Genomic DNA, 14,819 nt, shown 5'->3' with positions numbered 1-14,819 from the left:
CGGACCGGCCCGCTACCGGGCCGGTCCGCCACCGCCGCGCAGGCCGTGCTCCACGGCGAGGCACCGGTCCTCGACGTAGTCGAGCCCGGCCTCGGTGGCGATCCGCCGGGCCTCGTCGCTGCGCAGGCCGAGCTGCAGCCACAGCGCCCTTGCGCCGATGCGCACCGCCTGCCGAGCGATGTCCGGGGCCTCGTCCGCCGGCCGGAACACGTCGACCAGGTCCACCGCTGCCGGGATGTCGCCGAGGCTTCGGTAGGCCACCTGGCCGAGGATCCGGTCGGCGGTCGGGTGCACCGGGATCACGGTGAAGCCGGCCGCCTGCATCGCGGCCGGCACGCTGTGCGCGGCCTTCTCCGGATGGGTGGACAGGCCCACCACGGCGATCGTCGTGGTTTCGCCGAGAATGCGGTCGATCGTCGCGTCCATGCTCTGCTGCCCCGTCATCGCTCCCTCATGCGTGCGTCAAGCCGCGGCAATCAACTCCACCACAGCGCGCGCGAGTCCGGGGTCCCAGCGCCCGGCAGGTCGCGTTTCGGGTATCAGCATGTGTACGGTTAGTAGCATTCGGCGCGCTATTTCACTGAATATTGCCAGTTAATACGCCGATCGTTGCCACTCGACATCACCCTCGGTTACGTTCCGCCCCGCCATCACGGTTCGGTCACTGTGCGGACACGAGTCGGCCCCGAAACGACTCAGCCGGTCCCCCGCCGGAGTCCGCGACCGAGCCCACCCCGAGATGGAAGGCAGAGCTTTGGCTCGACATCGGAATACAGGCATGTCGCGCCCTGCCCCGAAGGGCGCATCGCTGCACCGCGGTCAGGGCCGGCACCGCCGGGTCGACCAGCCGCTGCGCCGGACCAGGCGGGTCGCGGCCACGGTGACCACGGGCGTGCTGGCCACCGCCATCGGCGCGGCCAGCCTGCTGGCCAGCGATCACGCCAGGGCCGGCAGGGCGCACGCCGTGACCCTGCACGCCGAGGGGCTGCGCGTGGCCGCGCCCAGCACGGTGGCCGCCGCGTCCAACACCGAGGCCGCGCCCGCGCCGGCGCGCAACGACCCGACCGGGGCGCCGCAGGCACAGGCCGCGCCGGTGGTCCCGCAGCCGGCCAGCACCTACGACACCCCGGATGATCCCGCAGGCGGCCCCGCGGACGGCGCACCGGCGCCGACGTCGACCACCGACCAGCCGCCGGCCACCACGACCGCGCCCGCGCCGACCGACGCGCCGCCGGAGACCCAGGGCCGGCCGGGGTTCGTCAAGCCGAGCCAAGGCGTGCTGACCTCGGGGTTCGGCCCCCGGTCCGGCGGGTTCCACTACGGCATCGACATCGCCAACAGGATGGGCACGCCGGAAGTGGCGGTGGCCAACGCGGTGGTGATCCAGGCCGGGCCCGCCAGCGGCTTCGGCCTGTGGGTGCGGCTGCGGCTGGACGATGGCACCGTGGTCGTCTACGGGCACATGGACCGCATCCTGGTGCGGCAGGGCCAGCGGGTGGCGGCCGGCCAGCAGATCGCCACCATGGGCATGCGGGGCCAGGCCACCGGCCCGCACCTGCACTTCGAGGTGTGGGTGAACGGCAGCCAGGGCAACAAGATCAACCCGCTGCCCTGGCTGGCCGCCCGCGGCATCAGGGTGTGACCCCGGTCGCGCCTGCCGCGCTGCCCGGCAGCGCGAGCAGAACCCCGAGCGCGACGGCACCGACCAGCAGCCAGGCGGCATAGTCCCCGATATGCCCGGAGTGCAGTCGGTGCAGCGCGTGGGTGGCCGGAGCCGTGCGGGCTCCGGCCACCCGCAGCGTGCGGGGCAGCCGGGGCGCGTACAACACGAGCAGTGCCAACCCGACCGCCAGAGCCGCGGACAGCACGCCCAGCCCGGCGCCCAGCGCGGTCCACGCCGCACCGTGCGGGGTCGGCACCGCCGGCGCGGCCGCGCCGTGCAGCACCTGGTCGAGGTAGCCGGCGCGGTCGGTGAACCGCTCCGCCGCCCGGCCGGCGGCCGAGCCCACCGCGGGCAGGCCGGTGACCAGTCCGAGCGCGAGCAGCAGCAGGATCGCGACGAGCATGGTGGGCGGGGTGCGGGCCGGCGCCGGTTCCACCTCGCGTTCCTCCCGCTCGCCGGTGGTGACGTCCTCGTCGTGGTGTTCCGGGGGCGGCGGGCCCACCGCGAAGAACACCCGCAGCCCGGCGCGCAGGGTAGCCGCCCCGGTGACCGCGGACACCGCGGTGAACACCACGGCCAGCCAGGTCGCGGCGAGGGACTCCTCGCTGATCGCCTTGCCCAGCGCCACACCGAACGGCGGCAGACCGGCGAGCGCGAGCGCCGCCACCACGTACAGCCAGCCCAGCGCGCGGCTGCCCCGACCCCGGCCGTACAGGGTGATCTCGTCAACGCAGCCGTACCGGCTCAGCAGCACACCGACGAGCAGGAACAGCGCTCCCTTGATGCCGGCGTGTCCGGCGAGATACAGGGCCGAACCGGCGAGCCCGGCCGGCTCCAGCGCGGCGACCCCGAGCAGGAACAGTCCGATGTGGGCGATCGTGGAGTAAGCGAGCAGCCGCTTGAGATGCCGCTGGGTGGCGCACATGAGCGCGCCGACCGTCGCGGTGAGCACGCCCAGCACCAGCAACGCCCGCTGCACGCCCGCCGCGGAAACGGTGCCGGACAGCGTCGCCCAGTACACCCGGGCCACCCCGTAGACCCCGAGCGGTGCCATCACGCCAGAGAACAGCACGCACACCGGGGTCGGCGCGACGGCGTGCGCGTCGGCCAGCCAGAAGTGGAACGGCACGGCCGCCGCCTTGACCAGCCATCCCGTCGCCACCAGTGTGAACGCGACCAGCACCAGCAGGTCGGCCGGGTGACCGGACAGCGCCGCGCCGAGTTGGGCCAGGCCGAGCTGACCGGTCCTGGCGTACAGCAGGCCGATCCCGGCCAGGCACAGGTACGCGCCCAGCGAGTTGATCACTCCAAAGTTGAACGCGCCCTGCACCGACTCCGGTTCCTCGATCTTGTACCCGGTGAGCGCGTACGCCACCGCGCCCATCAGCTCGAAGAACACGAACATGTCGAACAGATCGCCGGTGAGCGCGAACCCGGTCATACCGGCAACGAACAGCAGCAGCAGGACCGGCAGGTGCGCCTCGGCGTGGCTGAAGTACTGCCACCCGTACAGCAGCGCGGCGAGGGTGAGCAGCGCGACCAGAAACGCCAGGCCGGCGCCGAACGGGTCGGCGACCAGGACGATGCCGACACTCACCCCGCCGGCCGGCCGCCAGCCGCCGGCCCAGCTCACCACCCGCCCCGAGGCGGTGATCGCGACCAGCGCGCCCATCAGCACGGCGACGCCGAGCACCACCACCGCCGCCAGCGCGTCCACCGCGACCCGGGGCAGCACCTGGTCGAGGGCGAGCAGCAGGCACGCGCCGACCAGCGGCACGGCGATGCCCAGCGCGGGCAGCGCGGTGCCGAACGCCGCGAAGCCGGTCGCCACGTCAGCCCCGCAGCGCGTGCAACTCGTCCGGATCGACGGTGCCGTGCCGCTTGGCGATCTGCACCGCGATGGCCAGCAGCAGCGCGGTGACCGTCGCGGACACCACGATGTCGGTGAGGGCCATCGCCTGCACCACCGGATCCACCACGGGTGACGTGGTCGGGATGCCCGGGGCGAACACCGGTGCGCCGGCGCCGCGCTGGAAGCCGATGCCGAGCAGGAGCACGTAGGTGCCGGACTGGGCCACCGAGACGCACACCGCGGTGTGCACCAGGTCCCGGCTGCGCACCACGCCGAAGAAGCCGGCCAGCAGCAGCCATCCGGCCACCAGGTAGGCGTACAGGCTCATCCGGCACGCTCCCGGCTGCTGTCGATCATGATGGTCTGCTCCAGGAACGCGGCGAGCAGGACCACCACCCCGGCGGCCACCTCGCAGCCGGTGGCCACGGACAGCGCCAGCACCGTCCCGGACGAGAACAGCTGCTGGAACTGGCCCAGCGGAAGGAAGTTGGCCAGCAACGCCGCCGACGTGACCAGCCCGACCACGCCCAGCACCGAGAACGTCCCGGCGCCCAGCGCCTCGGCGTACTCGTACCAGCTGACCGGGCGCAGCCGGCGCAGGGCGGGGTAGCTGCCCGCCACGTAGGTCAGGTGCAGCCCGGTGGCCAGCACCACGCCGCCCTGGAAGCCGCCGCCCGGGGTCAGGTGCCCGTGGATCACCACGTCGAGCCCTAGCGTCAGCGCCAGCGGCAGCATGACGTAGCCGCCCAGCCGGGTCACCTGGAGCACCCGGCCCACGTCCTGCGGCTCGCGGCGGGTCTCGTGCCGGCCGGGCCGCAGCAGCACCGTGGCGCCGAGCACCGAGCCGAGCAGGATGGTCTCCTCGCCCAGGGTGTCCAGACCGCGCTGGTCGAAGTTCACCGAGGACACCACGTTCGGCGTGACGTGCGCGAGCGCGGCGGGTACCGCCATGTCCCGGTACGGATGCCAGTCGCCGCCGAACGGTGGGCAGCGCAGGAACGCCAGCACCAGGAGCATCCCCAGCCCGGCCGCGCCGGCGAGGAAGATCAGCGTGCGCACGCCCCGGCTCACCGGCGGCTCCCCAGCTGGCGGATCTTGCGTACGGCCAGCACCACCATCAGCGGCACCACGGCGGTGCCCACGCCGATCTGGGAGAGCGCCACGTCCGGCGCCTGCAGCACGACGAACAGCAGGCCAAGCAGCAGTCCGAACACGGAGAGCACCACGGCCTGCCGGCTCGGCTCACCGGTGGCCACCACCACCGTGCCGGCCACCGCGACCAGGGTGAGCGACACGATCAGCAGTACATTCGTCTCGGTCATGCCGGCGGGTCCTCCGGCACCAGCCCGTCGTGCTGCGCGGCGAGCCGCCCGAGGGCCGCGCCGAGCGCCGGCCCCGTCACCGTCACGACCGCCACGACCAGCAGGTCGGTCGCGGTGGTCAGGCTCCACCCGTTGGTCACCGCGAGACCCAGGCCGATCAGCTGGGCACCGACCGAGCTGATCGGGGTGAGCACGTGCAGCCGGAGATAGAGCCGGCGGAACAGCACGCCCGCGACCGCCGCGCACACCACGACCAGCACGCCCGCGGTCACCAGCACGGCCGCGACCACCCCCGGCACGGTCACGGCCGGGCCCTGAGCAGACGGGTGAACACCAGCACGCCCGGGAAGGAAAGCACCGCGAGCACCAGCGGCACGATCAGGTAGGACGACTGGCCGAAACCCTGGGCGAGTAGCAGCAGCGCCAGCGTCGCCACCTGGCCGGACAGTACCAGGCCCACCAGCCGGGGCACCGGGTCGCCCCGGGACGCGAGGTACAGCGCCGGAACCATCCCGCCGAGCAGCAGCGCCACCGCCCCGATCAGCCACAGGTTCACCGGGCCACCACTCCTTCGAGCCGGGACGGCCGGCCGTCCAGGTCGTGCACGAGCAGCACCGGTTCCTCCGGCGGCGAGTCGAGCACCACGGTGCCCGGTGTGGCGGACATCAGCGCGGCGGCCACCGCGCGCCAGCCCGCCGACCGGGCCTCGTCCTCACCGGCCACCAGCGGGATCCGGCGCAGTTCGCGCTCGGTGACGCGGTGCGGCTCGCGCCGGCCCGCACGCGGCTCGCGGGCGGCCCGGGCGAGCACCCGCGCGGTGTCCGCGATCGCGGCCGGGATCAGCGGCACCAGCCACCTCGACCACGCCGGGCGGACCCGCCAGCGCCAACCTCCCGCAGCGCGCGCGGCGGTGGCGGCCACCGCGCAGGGCAACCCGGCGATCAGCGCGACCAGGAACTCGGCGCGGCTCGTCGCGGACAGGGTGGCCAGCCAGAACAGCACCAACACCAGCCACCACACGGCCACCTCGACGAGTCGCGTCACGCCCTGGAGCCTCCTCGAACCCGGCGGAGAGGGGACGACTTCGGGCGCGGGGATACCCGTGCGGCGGTGGGCACAAACCCGGCGGTGTGACGGTCAGCCGGCTTCGTTCTCGGGATCCCAGTTGAGCAGCCGCACCCGGCTGACCGTCTCCACGTGCCGGTGCATGGCGCGCATCGCAGCGCGCGCGTCGCCGGCCCGGATCGCGTCGGCGATCCGCTCGTGCTGGGCCAGCGACCGTGGTGGCCGGCCCGGTTGCCGCAGGGACTCCCGCCGGCTCTCCGCGATCGGTTCGGTGATCTGCCGCATGAAGTGGGCGAGCAGCCCGCTGTGCGCCGCCACGGTGACCGCCTCGTGGAAGCGGCGGTCACCGTCCTCTCCGGACTCGCCGCGGTCGACCTGGGCACGCATCTCGGCCAGGGCGGCGTCGATCGCGGCCAGATCCTCTGGGGTGCGGCGCTGGGCGGCCAGCGCGGCCAGCTTGGTCTCCAGGGCGTCCCGGGCGTCCAGCACGTCCGGCAGCCGGCGGCGGCGATCCACCAGGTGTTCCACCGGCTCGCTGTGCAGGGTGTCCTTGCGCAGGTAGGTGCCGCCGCCGTGGCGCACGTCGACCAGCCCCTGCACCTCGAGCACGACGATGGCCTGCTTGATCGACGCCCGGCTCACTCCGAGCCGCTCGGCGAGTTCCCGCTCGGGCGGCAGCCGGTCACCGGCCTTGAGTCCCTGGTCCGCGACATGTTCCCGCAACTGCGCGACAACCTGCTCATACAGCCGCGGCCGGGTCAGTGGTCGCAGCGCGTCGGACACCGTAACCCCCTTGACAGCCGAGCGGGAGAGTATCACACTCGCGTCCACATTGGCAGAGTGGCCAAGTGGCTGAGCCTGTCGGGAGGCTGCCATGGATGACGCGTCCCGGTCGTCGACACAGCGCCGCCGCGCGGTGATCGCCAGCACCGTGGGCACCACGATCGAGTGGTACGACTTCTTCCTCTACGGCACCGTCGCGGCGCTGGTGTTCCCCAAACTGTTCTTTCCCGGCGGCTCCCCCGAGGCGGGCGTGCTGGAGTCGTTCAGCACGCTGTTCATCGGCTTCGCCGCTCGGCCGATCGGCGCGGCGATCTTCGGTCACTACGGCGACCGCATCGGCCGCAAGGCCACGCTGATCACCACGCTGATGCTGATGGGGATCGCCACCGTGCTGATCGGCGTGCTGCCCGGCCACCAGACGCTCGGGCTGGCCGCGCCCGTGCTGCTCACCGTGCTGCGGATCATCCAGGGGCTCGGCGTCGGCGGCGAGTGGGGCGGATCGGTGCTGATGTCCATGGAGTGGGGGACGGTGCGCCGGCGCGGGTTGATGGCGAGTTTCCCGCAGATGGGCGTGCCGATCGGGCTGGTGCTGTCCACCGGCGCGGTGCAGTTCTTCAGCGCGTCCACGGGCGCGAACTTCGAGGTGTGGGGCTGGCGGGTGCCGTTCCTGCTCAGCGTGGTGCTGATCGGGATCGGGCTGTATGTCCGGCTGCGGGTGCTGGAGAGCCCGGAGTTCCGTGCGATTCAGGCGCAGAAGGCGGTGGCCCACCGGCCGGTGTGGCAGGTGATCAAGGAGCAGCCGAGGGAGATTCTCGCCTCAGCCTTCGTGCGGATGTCCGAGCAGGCGCCGTTCTACCTGTTCGTCACGTTCGTGCTGACCTACGGCACCAAGCAGCTGCACATGCCGCGCGGCCAGGTGCTGACCGACACCTTGATCGCCGCCGCGATCGGCCTGGTCAGCGTGCCGCTGTTCGGGTACATCTCCGACCTGATCGGGCGGCGCACCATGTACGGCATCGGTGCCGTGCTCACCGGGGCGTACGCGTTCCCGTACTTCCACCTGCTGGACACCCGATCGGCCGGACTGGCGCTGTTCGCGATCATCGTCTCGCTGCTGGTGCACGACATGCAGTACGGGCCGCAGGCCGCGCTGATCGCGGAGGCGTTCGGCACCAACGTGCGCTACAGCGGCGCCGGGCTGGGCTACCAGCTCGCCTCGGTGGTCGCCGGCGGCCCGGCGCCGCTGATCGCCGCGGCACTGCTCAGCCGGTTCGGCACCAGCACGCCGATCTCCTGGTACATCGTGGGCTGCGCGGTGATCACGCTGGTGGCGCTGATGCTGATGCCGTCGCCCGCGCCGGTGGTGCCCACGCCGGCCACCACGGGTAAGCCGGTCCAGGCGGGAGCCTGAGCCGGCTGGTCAGCGCCGGCGCACCGCGCCGGCCAGCACCTCGGCCAGGTGCCGGGGTGTTCGGCCGGTGCGGGCGTGTTCGATCTGGGTGCGGCAGCTGAAGCCGTCGGCGAGCACCAGCGTGTCCTCCTCGGCCGCGCGCACCGCGGGCAGCAGCTTGTCCTCGGCGCAGGCCATGGACACGGCGTAGTGGCCGCGTTCGAAGCCGAAGTTCCCGGCCAGCCCGCAGCAGCCGGCGTCCAGCACCTCGGCGGCCACGCCGGCGCGGTCCAGCACCGCGCGGTCGGCCGCGGTGCCGAGGATGGCGTGCTGGTGGCAGTGCGGCTGGACGATGGCGCGGCGGTGCAGCTCCGGCGGCCGCCAGTCCGGGGCCCGCTCGGTGAGCAGTTCGGCCAGCGTGCGGGTCTGCCCGGCCAGCCGGTGCGCGTCCTCGTCGCCGTTCAGCAGTTCCGGGAGGTCGGCGCGGAACACCGCGGCGCAGCTCGGTTCCAGCACCACGATCGGCGTGCCGTCGCGCAGCTGGGGGGCGAGCGCGTCCAGGGTGCGCCGCAGCACCCGCTTGGCCACGCCGAGCTGCCCGGTGGAGATCCAGGTCAGTCCACAGCAGACGGTCCGGTCCGGCACGGTGACGCCGAATCCCGCGTCGGTCAGCACGGCCACCGCGGCGTGCGCGATCTGCGGGTGGAAGCTGTTGGTGAAGGTGTCCGGCCAGAGCAGCACGGTGCCCAGCCGCCCGTCACCGGCGCCGCGGACGGTGTCGGTGAACCGGCGCTCGGCGAACCGCGGCAGCTCCCGCTGCGGCGTCACCCCGCCGGCCGCCTTGACCAGCCGGGCCAGCCCGGGGGTGTGGGTGAGCGCGTTCACCGCGTGCGGCGCGAGCGCGGCGATCCGCGCCCACAGCGGCAGCCAGCCCATCGAGTAGTGCGCCAGCGGGCGGAGCCGGCCGGCGTAGTGGTGCGACAGGAACTCCGCCTTGTAGGTGGCCATATCCACGTCCACTGGGCAGTCGCTGCGGCAGCCCTTGCAGGCCAGGCAGAGGTCCAGCGCGTCGCGGACCGCGTCCGACCGCCAGCCGTCGGTGATCACGTCGCCGGCCACCATCTCGAACAGCAGCCGGGCGCGGCCACGGGTGGAGTGCTCCTCCTCCCGGGTGGCGCGGTAGCTCGGGCACATCACGCCGTCCTCGTGCCCCCGGCACTTGCCCACGCCGACGCAGCGGGCGGCGGCGTTGGCGAAGCGGTGGTCGTCGTTGGGGAAGGCGAAGTGGGTGCGCGGCTGCCACGGGCGGAACGCGGTGCCCTGGCGGAGGTTCTCGTCCAGCCGGTAGGGGTGCACCACCTTGCCCGGGTTCATCCGGTTGTCCGGGTCGAACAGCGCCTTGAGTTCGCCGAACGCCCGCACCACCCGCTCGCCGAACATGATCGGCAGCAGCTCGCCGCGGGACTGGCCGTCGCCGTGCTCGCCGGACAGCGACCCGCCGTAGTCGGCCACCAGGCGCGCGGCCTCCTCGGCGAACCGGCGGTAGGCGGCGATGCCTTCGGCGGTGCGCAGATCGGTCGGGATGCGGGTGTGCACGCAGCCGTGCCCGAAGTGCCCGTACAGCGAGGCGCTGGCGTAGCCGTAGCGGTCCAGCAGGGCGTGGAAGTCGCGCAGGTACGCGCCCAGCCGCTCGGGCGGTACCGCGGCGTCCTCCCAGCCCTCGTGGGTCTCCCGGCCCTGCGGCGGGTAGGCGGTGGCGCCCAGCCCGGCCTCCCGGGCCTTCCACAGCTCGTCCTCGCGCCTCGGGTCGTCCAGGAACGCCACGGTGGGGCCGTCGCGGCCGGCGGTCAGCTCGTCCACCAGCCGCCGGCCGCGCCGGTCCACCTCGTCCTGGTCGGTGCCGGCGAACTGGACCATCAGCCAGCCGCTGCCCTCCGGCAACTGCCGGATCGCCTCCTCGGCGAGGTGCTCCATGTGCTCGAGCTGCACCAGCCGGCGGTCCAGGCCCTCCAGCGCGTACGGCTGGTGCGGGGTGATCCGGGGGACCGCGTCCGCGGCGGCGAACACGTCCGGGTAGCCGAGCACCACCAGCGCCCGCGCCGGCCGCCGCTCCACCAGTTGGATTTCCGCGCGGAGCACGGTGACCAGCGTGCTCTCGCTGCCGACCAGGGCGCGGGCCACGTTGAACCGGTGCTCGGGCAGCAGCGAGTCCAGGTTGTAGCCGGACACCCGGCGCGGAATGTCCGGGTAGCGGGTGCGGATGTCGGCGAGATAGGCGTCGCGCAGCTCCCGCATGCCCCGGTACAGCTCGGCCTTCCGGCCGCCTTCGGCGAGGATCCGTCGGTACTCCTCGTCGCTGGTCTCGCCCACCCACATGCGCAGCCCGTCGTAGGTGAGCACCTCCAGGCGCAGCACCGAGTCCAGCATCTTGCCGTAGACCTGCGCGGTGGAGCCACACGAGTTGTTCCCGATCATCCCGCCGACCGTGCAGGTGACATGCGTGGACGGCCGCGGCCCGAGCTGCAGGCCGTACGGCTCGAGCTGGTTGTTCAGCGGGTCCAGCGCGATGCCGGGCTCGACGATCGCGGTGCGGCGTCGCGGGTTGACCGACACGATCCGGCGGCAGTACTTGCTCCAGTCGATCACCACGGCGACGTTGCACGCCTGCCCGGCCAGGCTGGTGCCGCCGCCCCGGGAAACCACCGGCGCGCCGAACTCCCGGCACACCGCGACCGCCTCGGCGCCGTCGTCCACCGTCTCCGGCAACACCACCCCGATCGGCGCCTGCCGGTAGTTGGACGCGTCGGTGGCATACGTCGCCCGGCTGCCCGGGTCGAACCGCACCTCGCCGCGCACCCGGGTGTGCAGCTCCGCCGCCAGGCGGTCGGCGTCAACCTCGGCGGCCCGAGGGCTGATGGTGGTGGCGGGTGGTCTGATCAACCGGCCGACGGCCATGGAGCCTCCCTCGTCCGCGCGTGTGCCCGCCCCCGTGGGCGGGTAACCCATGCGCGGGAATTCCCGGCGAGTTGATGGAGGAAACATGGCCGAGACCGTCGCTGACTACCTGATCCACCGGCTCCGGGACTGGGGTGTGGAGCAGGTCTTCGCCTATCCCGGCGATGGCATCAACGGCATCGTCGCCGCGTTCGACAAGGCGGGCAACCAGCCGCAGTTCATCCAGGCGCGGCACGAGGAAATGGCGGCGTTCCAGGCCGTCGGCTACGCGAAGTTCAGCGGGCGCACCGGCGTCTGCATGGCCACCTCCGGTCCCGGCGCGATCCATCTGCTCAACGGCCTGTACGACGCCAAGCTCGACCACGTGCCGGTGGTGGCCATCGTCGGCCAGACCGCGCGCAGCGCGATGGGCGGCAGCTACCAGCAGGAGGTCGACCTGCAGGCGCTGTTCAAGGACGTGGCCAGCGAGTACCTGGTCGAGGTCAACGTCGCCGAGCAGTTGCCCAACGCGCTGGACCGGGCGATCCGGGTGGCCGAGGCGGAGCGCGCGCCCACCGCGCTGATCATCCCGTCCGATCTGCAGGAGCAGCCGTACCGCCCGCCGCAGCACGTGTTCAAGCACGTGCCGTCCAGCCCGCCGAGCCACGCGCACAGCGCCCCGGTGCCACCCGACGAGGAGGTCGCCAGGGCGGTGGAGGTGCTCAACGCCGGGAAGAAGGTGGCCATCCTGGTCGGTCAGGGCGCGTGCGGCGCCGCCGCCGAGGTGCGGGAGATCGCCGAGCTGACCGGTGCCGGCGTGGCCAAGGCGCTGCTCGGCAAGGACGTCCTCTCCGACGAACTGCCCTACGTGACCGGCGCGGCCGGGCTGCTCGGCACCCGCCCCACCTACGAGCTGATGGAGGGCTGCGACACCCTGCTGATCGTCGGCTCGAACTTCCCGTACAGCCAGTTCCTGCCGCCGTTCGGCCAGGCCCGAGCCATCCAGGTGGACATCGACGGCAAGTTCATCGGCATGCGCTACCCGACCGAGGTCAACCTGGTCGGCGACGCGAAGGCCACCCTCCGCAGGATCATCCCGGGGCTGACCCGCCAGACCGACCGGTCCTGGCGGGAGAAGGTGGAGAAGAACGTCGCCGAATGGTGGCGGGTGATGGAACGCCAGGCCATGGTGGACGCCGACCCGGTCAACCCGATGCGCATCGTCTGGGAGCTGTCCGCGCGCATCCCGGACAACGCCATCGTCACCGCCGACTCCGGTTCGGCAGCCAACTGGTACGCGCGTGACCTGAGGGTGCGCGGCAACATCCGCTGCTCGCTGTCCGGCACGCTGGCGACGATGGGGCCGGGCGTGCCGTACGCGATCGGCGCCAAGTTCGCCCACCCGGACCGGCCGGCCATCGCGCTGGTCGGCGACGGCGCGATGCAGATGAACGGGATGGCGGAGCTGCTGACCATCCGCCGCTACTACCGGCAGTGGACGGACCCGCGGTGCATCATCTGCGTGTTCCACAACAACGACCTCAACCAGGTCACCTGGGAGCTGCGTGCGATGGGCGGGGCGCCGAAGTTCTCCGAGTCCCAGGACATTCCGGACATGTCTTACGCGGACTTCGCCACGGGCATCGGGCTGGACGGCGTCGCCGTGGACGATCCCGGCGACCTCGGCTCGGCCTGGGACCGGGCGCTGGCCGCGGACCGGCCGGTGGTGCTGGACGTGCGCTGCGACCCGAACATCCCGCCGATCCCGCCGCACGCCACCTGGGAGCAGATGAAGTCCACCGCCGAGGCGCTGCTGCGCGGTGACCCGGACGCCTGGGAGGTGGTCACCCGGGGCGTGAGCACCAAGGCGCAGGAGTTCGTCCCCGGCCGCTGAGGGCTGCTCTGCCAGCCCCGGCCTGCCGAGCCGCCCGGGTACGGGCGAAGGTCCGTGCCCGGGCGGCTTCCGTGCCTCGGGGCGGACGGGCGCGCCGAGATCCGGCGCCGGCACGTGCGCACGCATCGCGGACACCGCCCGCATCCAGTCGTTGTGACCCGGCTCGGCCATGCACACGAACGCCAGCCGGCCGCCGGAGCGCAGCGCGCCGCGGATGTTGCCGAAGGCGGCGACCGGATCGGCGAAGAACATGATGCCGAAGCGGCTGATCGCCGCGTCGAAATGGTCCGGGGGCAGCGGGTGCACCTGCGCGTCGCCCTGCTCTAACACGGCTGGCAGCACAGCCGCACCGCGCTGCTACGAGCCTCTCTATGGCACGCCACGCTCGGCCGGCGGGATGTTCGCCGGGAACGCGCGGCGGTCAGTGATCGTCGTCATCGTCCGGGGCGGACGGCACGGCATGCCGGGGCGCCGGCATCGGGCTGCCCGCGCCCCGCACGCTCTGCCAGATCGCCTCGTTCAGCTGCTTGTTCCGGGGCCCGGTCGGCGTCGCTGAAGTCCATCCCGGCGGAGTCGGCGGCCATCGGGGCGGTCGCCGGGTTGCGCTCGTCCAGCGGCTGCGCCGGGGTGACCGCGGTGTACGGGGCGAGGTTCGGGGTGCCGGCGAAGCTGGCGCTCATCGGGGTGGCCGCGGCGTCGAACTGGGTGAGTGGGCCGATGCCGGCCAGCAGTTCGATGGTGCGCATCATGGACACCGTGGAGTACAGGGTGGAGTCCACCCGGCCGGTCTGTGTGTAGGGGCTGACCACCAGGGCCGTGGTGCGGTGGGCGTCGACATGGTCGGGCCCGTTCTGCGCGTCGTCCTCGGTGACGAAGATCGCGGTGTTCGCCCAGTACGGGCTGTGTGAGACGGCGTCCACGATGCGACCGACCGCCAGGTCGTTGTCCGCGACGTAGGCCTTCGGCGTCCGCGCGCCCGGCGTGGTGCCCATGGTGTGGTCGCCGCCGAGCCGCACGAATTCCACCTTGGGAAGCTGCCCGTTGGCGACGAACTGGTGGAACTCCCGCGACCACTCGTCGACCCGGCTGTTGTCGGTGATGGTGAGGTCCTGGGCGGCGTAGCTCGGGTCGGTGTGCGCGGCCAGGCGCGGCTCGGTCGGGAACACCCTAGCGGGTGGTCACGATCCGGTCCGCGTCGGTCACGGCGACGTAGATCGCCCCGGTGACCGGGTTGCGGATGATCGCGGTCGGATGGCTGCCGACGGTCAGCGTGCCGCGCACGGCCATCGACGCGGTGTCCACCACGGAGACGGTGTCGCCGCCCCAGTTGGACACGTAGGCGGTGCGGCCGTCCGCGCTCAGGCCCACGGTGAACGGGTTCGGTCCGGTCGCCACGGTGGCGGTCACCCGGCCGGCGCGCGGGTCCACGGCGGACACCGCGCCGGCGCCGTTGTCGGCGACGTAGAGCCGAGCGCCGTCCGGGGCGAGCGCCAGCCCGGCCGGGAACGACCCTCTGGGCAGCGCGATCGGCGCCTGCTCGGTCACCTGGTCGCCGGTGCGGCGGTAGACCCGGACCTTGTCGTTGCCGCCGGCCGAGGCGTAGAGCGTCGACCCGTCGCCGGCCGGCGTGATCCGCCAGCCGTACGTGGCCGTGGCCGTCCCGTCGCCGTGCGGGCCCACGTGGTTCGGCACCACCGCGGCCGCGACCCCGGCCAGCCCGGCGAGCGCCGTGACCGCCACGGCCCAGCGGCTGATCCTGCGCATGGCGTATTCCTCTGCCGGCTCGGGACGCCGGACACCGGGACACTAGACGCGCCATGCCAACTGTTCCGGTTCGGTCACCTGACCGAACGGTGAACCGGCGGTGGTCTTCACCCTCGCGATGCCCGCCGACGCCGCGCTCCGTACCGTGTTAG

At 72.8% G+C, this 14,819-nt stretch carries 15 protein-coding genes and 1 pseudogene; 3 read left to right on the top strand and 13 right to left on the bottom strand.

Annotated features, from left to right (window positions below; genetic code table 11):
* Positions 1-12: 12 nt before the first annotated feature.
* Entirely contained in the window at positions 13-444 is a 432-nt protein-coding gene (locus FFT21_RS06345; RefSeq protein ID WP_225978133.1) for a CoA-binding protein, read from the bottom strand.
* Between the two features lie 334 nt (positions 445-778).
* On the opposite strand from FFT21_RS06345, the gene FFT21_RS29570 reads away from it, so the two are divergent.
* Positions 779-1,642 (top strand): M23 family metallopeptidase, encoded by an 864-nt coding sequence (locus FFT21_RS29570; RefSeq protein WP_225978132.1) that lies wholly within the window; start codon positions 779-781, stop codon positions 1,640-1,642.
* Here the strand turns inward: FFT21_RS29570 and FFT21_RS06335 are convergent.
* The 8 genes from FFT21_RS06335 to FFT21_RS06300 all read right to left on the bottom strand — a co-directional run bounded on the left by FFT21_RS06335 (position 1,632) and on the right by FFT21_RS06300 (position 6,685).
* A complete protein-coding gene (locus tag FFT21_RS06335) occupies positions 1,632-3,494 on the bottom strand; it encodes a complex I subunit 5 family protein (RefSeq protein ID WP_225978131.1) in 1,863 nt (620 codons plus the stop codon). The genes FFT21_RS29570 and FFT21_RS06335 overlap by 11 nt on opposite strands.
* Position 3,495: 1 nt before the next feature.
* On the bottom strand, positions 3,496-3,843 hold the full coding sequence (locus FFT21_RS06330) for a sodium:proton antiporter (protein WP_137812827.1): 348 nt from the start codon (positions 3,841-3,843) through the stop codon (positions 3,496-3,498).
* Positions 3,840-4,586: an MnhB domain-containing protein gene (locus FFT21_RS06325; protein WP_225978130.1), complete on the bottom strand. Its 747-nt coding sequence runs from the start codon at positions 4,584-4,586 to the stop codon at positions 3,840-3,842. The genes FFT21_RS06330 and FFT21_RS06325 overlap by 4 nt, the downstream gene beginning before the upstream one ends.
* Positions 4,583-4,837, bottom strand: a complete 255-nt coding sequence (locus FFT21_RS06320) for a hydrogenase subunit MbhD domain-containing protein (protein ID WP_137812826.1) — start codon at positions 4,835-4,837, stop codon at positions 4,583-4,585. Before FFT21_RS06320 ends, FFT21_RS06325 begins: the two co-directional genes overlap by 4 nt.
* Entirely contained in the window at positions 4,834-5,142 is a 309-nt protein-coding gene (locus tag FFT21_RS06315) for a monovalent cation/H(+) antiporter subunit G (protein ID WP_137812825.1), read from the bottom strand. The genes FFT21_RS06320 and FFT21_RS06315 overlap by 4 nt, the downstream gene beginning before the upstream one ends.
* Positions 5,139-5,393, bottom strand: a complete 255-nt coding sequence (locus tag FFT21_RS06310) for a monovalent cation/H+ antiporter complex subunit F (protein WP_137812824.1) — start codon at positions 5,391-5,393, stop codon at positions 5,139-5,141. Before FFT21_RS06310 ends, FFT21_RS06315 begins: the two co-directional genes overlap by 4 nt.
* The gene (locus FFT21_RS06305) at positions 5,390-5,881 is read right to left on the bottom strand and encodes a Na+/H+ antiporter subunit E (RefSeq protein ID WP_192909408.1); all 492 of its coding nucleotides are present in this window, start codon (positions 5,879-5,881) and stop codon (positions 5,390-5,392) included. The genes FFT21_RS06310 and FFT21_RS06305 overlap by 4 nt, the downstream gene beginning before the upstream one ends.
* Positions 5,882-5,974: 93 nt before the next feature.
* Positions 5,975-6,685, bottom strand: a complete 711-nt coding sequence (locus FFT21_RS06300; protein WP_137812822.1) for a FadR/GntR family transcriptional regulator — start codon at positions 6,683-6,685, stop codon at positions 5,975-5,977.
* Positions 6,686-6,776: 91 nt separating this feature from the next.
* On the opposite strand from FFT21_RS06300, the gene FFT21_RS06295 reads away from it, so the two are divergent.
* Positions 6,777-8,096 carry an MFS transporter gene (locus tag FFT21_RS06295; protein WP_137812821.1) on the top strand — a complete coding sequence of 440 codons (1,320 nt, stop codon included), beginning with the start codon at positions 6,777-6,779 and terminating at the stop codon, positions 8,094-8,096.
* Between the two features lie 9 nt (positions 8,097-8,105).
* Here the strand turns inward: FFT21_RS06295 and FFT21_RS06290 are convergent, their stop codons facing one another.
* Complete coding sequence (locus FFT21_RS06290) at positions 8,106-11,030, bottom strand: FAD-binding and (Fe-S)-binding domain-containing protein (RefSeq protein ID WP_137812820.1); 2,925 nt, start codon at positions 11,028-11,030, stop codon at positions 8,106-8,108.
* Positions 11,031-11,115: 85 nt separating this feature from the next.
* Between FFT21_RS06290 and FFT21_RS06285 the strand changes: the two genes are divergently transcribed.
* Entirely contained in the window at positions 11,116-12,903 is a 1,788-nt protein-coding gene (locus tag FFT21_RS06285) for a thiamine pyrophosphate-requiring protein (RefSeq protein ID WP_137812819.1), read from the top strand.
* A 237-nt stretch (positions 12,904-13,140) separates the two neighbouring features.
* Here FFT21_RS06285 and FFT21_RS30650 read toward each other — a convergent pair.
* The 3 genes and pseudogenes from FFT21_RS30650 to FFT21_RS06270 all read right to left on the bottom strand — a co-directional run.
* Positions 13,141-13,209 (bottom strand): annotated as a pseudogene (locus tag FFT21_RS30650) (hypothetical protein); the annotation flags it as partial.
* Positions 13,210-13,337: 128 nt separating this feature from the next.
* The gene (locus FFT21_RS06275; RefSeq protein WP_137812818.1) at positions 13,338-14,069 is read right to left on the bottom strand and encodes an alkaline phosphatase family protein; all 732 of its coding nucleotides are present in this window, start codon (positions 14,067-14,069) and stop codon (positions 13,338-13,340) included.
* 1 nt (position 14,070) lies between these two features.
* Positions 14,071-14,667 carry a YncE family protein gene (locus FFT21_RS06270; RefSeq protein ID WP_137812817.1) on the bottom strand — a complete coding sequence of 199 codons (597 nt, stop codon included), beginning with the start codon at positions 14,665-14,667 and terminating at the stop codon, positions 14,071-14,073.
* Positions 14,668-14,819 lie beyond the last annotated feature (152 nt).

This window comes from Gandjariella thermophila (assembly GCF_005405885.1).
GTDB lineage: Bacteria > Actinomycetota > Actinomycetes > Mycobacteriales > Pseudonocardiaceae > Gandjariella > Gandjariella thermophila.
The sequence above is the reverse complement of the archived record's forward strand: the minus strand, read 5'-3'. Positions and strand labels throughout refer to the sequence as shown.

Excerpts from the sequence above, each read along its gene's own strand:
- FFT21_RS06345 (WP_225978133.1), bottom strand. The coding sequence starts at position 444 with ATGACGGGGCAGCAGAGCATGGACGCGACGATCGACCGCATTCTCGGC.
- FFT21_RS29570 (WP_225978132.1), top strand. The coding sequence starts at position 779 with ATGTCGCGCCCTGCCCCGAAGGGCGCATCGCTGCACCGCGGTCAGGGC.
- FFT21_RS06330 (WP_137812827.1), bottom strand. The coding sequence starts at position 3,843 with ATGAGCCTGTACGCCTACCTGGTGGCCGGATGGCTGCTGCTGGCCGGC.
- FFT21_RS06320 (WP_137812826.1), bottom strand. The coding sequence starts at position 4,837 with ATGACCGAGACGAATGTACTGCTGATCGTGTCGCTCACCCTGGTCGCG.
- FFT21_RS06295 (WP_137812821.1), top strand. The coding sequence starts at position 6,777 with ATGGATGACGCGTCCCGGTCGTCGACACAGCGCCGCCGCGCGGTGATC.
- FFT21_RS06290 (WP_137812820.1), bottom strand. The coding sequence starts at position 11,030 with ATGGCCGTCGGCCGGTTGATCAGACCACCCGCCACCACCATCAGCCCT.
- FFT21_RS06285 (WP_137812819.1), top strand. The coding sequence starts at position 11,116 with ATGGCCGAGACCGTCGCTGACTACCTGATCCACCGGCTCCGGGACTGG.
- FFT21_RS06270 (WP_137812817.1), bottom strand. The coding sequence starts at position 14,667 with ATGCGCAGGATCAGCCGCTGGGCCGTGGCGGTCACGGCGCTCGCCGGG.